At 63.4% G+C, this 3,573-nt stretch carries 2 protein-coding genes; both read left to right on the top strand.

Annotation, left to right across the window (positions count from 1 at the left end; all coding sequences use genetic code 11):
• Window positions 1-182: 182 nt before the first annotated feature.
• Entirely contained in the window at window positions 183-1,832 is a 1,650-nt protein-coding gene (locus ACO6VM_RS13420; RefSeq protein WP_422403413.1) for a GMC family oxidoreductase, read from the top strand.
• 97 nt (window positions 1,833-1,929) lie between these two features.
• Window positions 1,930-3,549 carry an MFS transporter gene (locus tag ACO6VM_RS13415; protein WP_422403412.1) on the top strand — a complete coding sequence of 540 codons (1,620 nt, stop codon included), beginning with the start codon at window positions 1,930-1,932 and terminating at the stop codon, window positions 3,547-3,549.
• Window positions 3,550-3,573: the final 24 nt, after the last annotated feature.

The following is a 3,573-nucleotide window of genomic DNA, read 5'->3' as shown; positions in this document are numbered from 1 at the left end:
TGGATCCCTCTCTCCCCGTCCCTCTTACAAGGGGTGGGGTTTGAGTTTGTCTCTCCCCCCGCGAAAGGGCCGAAACGCTGTGCTAAAACGCACAACGGCTGCGCAAAATCTCGTGTTTCCTCAGCGAAATTAATCAATAAGATGGACCGGGACAAGAATAATAATCAGGCGCGAGGTTGCACATGCCATCAGCCGATTCTGTCTACGACTACGTGGTCGTGGGTGCCGGGCCCGCCGGTTGCCTGCTGGCCAACCGTCTGTCCGCCGACCCTGCCTGCCGCGTCCTGCTGCTGGAAGCCGGGGGCCGCGACAACTATCCCTGGATTCACATCCCCGTCGGTTACCTCTACTGCATCGGCAACCCCCGTACCGACTGGTGCTTCAAGACCGAGGCGCAACCCGGCCTGAACGGCCGCGCCCTGGGTTATCCACGGGGCAAGGTGCTCGGTGGTTGCTCCTCGATCAACGGCATGATCTACATGCGCGGCCAGGCTGCCGACTACGACCGTTGGGCCGAGCAAGGCAACGACGGCTGGGCATGGAAGGACGTGCTGCCGTTGTTCAAGCAAAGCGAAAACCACTTCGCCGGCGCCAGCGACAGCCATGGCGGTGACGGCGAATGGCGGGTCGAACAGCAGCGCTACAGCTGGCCGATCCTCGATGCCTTCCGCGATGCCGCCGAGCAGAGCGGCATCGCCAAGGTTGATGACTTCAACACCGGCGATAACGCCGGCTGTGGATACTTTCAGGTCAACCAGCGCCGCGGTGTGCGCTGGAACTCGGCCAAGGCTTTCCTCAAACCTATCCTCAAACGGCCCAACCTGACCGTATTGACCGGCGTCGAGGTCGACCAGGTGCTGCTCAACAACACCCGGGCCCGGGCGGTGAAAGCGCGTTGGCAAGGCGCGTGGCATGAGTTCGGCGCACGCCGGGAGATCATTCTTTGCGCAGGCTCCGTGGGTTCACCCGGCATCCTGCAGCGCTCAGGCATCGGCCCGCGCAAGCTGCTCGAAGGGCTGGGCATCGGCGTGCGGCACGACATGCCCGGCGTCGGCGGCAACCTGCAGGACCACCTGCAACTGCGGCTGATCTACCAGATCGACAACACCCGTACCCTCAACCAGATGGCCAACAGCCTGTGGGGCAAGCTGGGCATGGGCCTGCGTTACGCCTATGACCGCAGCGGCCCGCTGGCCATGGCGCCGAGCCAGCTGGGGGCATTCGTGCGTTCGGGCCCGGAGCAGGCCACCGCCAACCTGCAATATCACGTGCAGCCCCTGTCGCTGGAGCGCTTCGGTGAACCGCTGCATCGCTTCCCGGCCTTCACTGCCTCGGTGTGCAACCTGCGCCCGGTCAGCCGTGGGCGTATCGATATCCGCTCGGCGGACATGCACGCCACGCCTTTGATCGACCCCAACTACCTCAGTGCGCCTGAAGACCTGCAGGTGGCGGCAGATGCCATCCGCATGACCCGGCGCATCGTCCAGGCCCCTGCCCTGGCCGCCTTTGCCCCCCGCGAATACCTGCCTGGCCCCGCCCTGCAGAGTGAAGAAGACCTGCACCAGGCCGCCGGCCAGATCGGTACCACCATCTTCCACCCGGTGGGCACCTGCCGCATGGGCAATGGCGCGCTGGACGTTGTGGATAACCAGCTGCGCGTACATGGCATTCCCGGCCTGCGCGTGGCCGACGCATCGATCATGCCGCAGATCGTCTCCGGCAATACCTGTTCACCCACGTTGATGATCGCCGAGAAGGCGGCGCAACTGATCCTCAAGGGGGCCCGTACCCAGACCAACCTCAGCGACTCCAGCGCGATACCGACGCCCTGACCCGGGTGTTTGCAACAGCGACGGCGCGTGGTCGGAGGCCGTCGGCAGTGGAACAACAAGAATAATCACTGTGGCCCTCGGGCCGAGGACAGCAACGATGTCGGACTACATCCAGGAACAGGGGGCGGCGGCGAGCAGCTCCAGCGGTCGTGAAGAACGCAAGATCATTTTCGCGTCATCCCTCGGGACGGTGTTCGAGTGGTATGACTTTTTTCTCTATGGCGCGCTGGCCGCGGTCATCAGCAAGCAGTTCTTTGCTGGGGTCAACGACACCACCGCCTTCATCTTCGCCCTGATGGCCTTCGCCGCCGGCTTCCTGGTGCGCCCGTTCGGCGCCCTGGTGTTTGGTCGGCTGGGTGACATGATCGGGCGCAAGTACACCTTCCTGGTGACCATCGTGCTGATGGGCCTGTCGACCTTCGCGGTCGGCCTGCTGCCCACCTACGCCAGTATCGGTATTGCCGCACCGATCATCCTGGTGATACTGCGCATGCTCCAGGGCCTGGCCCTGGGCGGCGAATACGGCGGCGCCGCCACCTATGTGGCCGAGCACGCGCCGCACGGCAAGCGTGGTTTCCACACCGGCTTCATCCAGTCCACCGCCACCCTCGGCCTGCTGCTGTCGCTGACCGTGGTGCTGGCCAGCCGCTACATCAGCGGCGACCAGTTCGAGACCTGGGGCTGGCGCCTGCCGTTCCTGCTGTCGATCTTCCTGCTGGCGATCTCCACCTGGATCCGCATGAGCATGCATGAATCGCCAGCCTTCGTGAAAATGAAGGCCCAGGGCAAGGTGAGCAAGTCGCCGATCCGCGAGTCGTTCACCTCGTGGCCCAACCTCAAGGTGGTGCTGACCGCGCTGTTCAGCATCAACGCCGGGCAAGCGGTGACCTTCTATACCGCACAGTTCTACGTGCTGTTCTTCATGACCCAGATGCTCAAGATGGACCCGTCACAAGCCAACACCCTGTTGATCATCAGCGTGATCATAGGCGCGCCGTTCTTCGTGTTCTTCGGCTGGCTGTCCGACCGTGTCGGGCGCAAGCCGATCCTGATGATCGGGCTGCTGTTGGCCACCGTCTGCTACTTCCCGATGTTCAAGGCCCTGAGCCATTACGCCAACCCGCAGATCGACGCTGCCAGCCGCCAGGCACCGATCGTGGTGCATGCCAACCCGCAGGCCTGCACCTTCCAGTTCGACCCGGTGGGCAAGGCGCGCTTCGACAGCCCGTGCGACAAGGTCAAGACCTTCCTGGTCAAGCAGGGCCTGCCCTACAGCTCGGTTGACGCCAAGGGCAGTGACGTTACGGTGAGCATCGGCGACAAGACCATCAACGGCTTCGACGAAGCAGCCATGCGCAGCGCCATCGAGGCGGCCGGCTACCCGGCCAAGGCCGATCCAGCCCAGGTGAACCAGGTGATGGTGGTGGTGCTGATTGTCGCCATGATCCTGATTGCCACCATGACCTATGGGCCACTGGCGGCGGTGATGGTCGAGTTGTTCCCTACCCGCATCCGCTACACCTCGATGTCCCTGCCCTATCACATCGGCAATGGCTGGTTCGGTGGCTTCCTGCCGACGGTATCGTTCGCGCTGGTGGTGTACACCGGGGATATCTTCTACGGGCTGTGGTACCCGGTATTGATCACCGGGGTGAGCCTGGTGGTGGGGATTTTCTGCCTGAAAGAAACCAAGGATGTGGATATCGACAAGGTCTGAGGAATGCCACGGACCTGGCGTGGG

It is taken from the genome of Pseudomonas sp. GZD-209 (assembly GCF_049310485.1).
Lineage (GTDB): Bacteria > Pseudomonadota > Gammaproteobacteria > Pseudomonadales > Pseudomonadaceae > Aquipseudomonas > Aquipseudomonas sichuanensis.
Note: the sequence above shows the minus strand (reverse complement) of the source record. Positions and strands in the feature narration are given on the sequence as shown.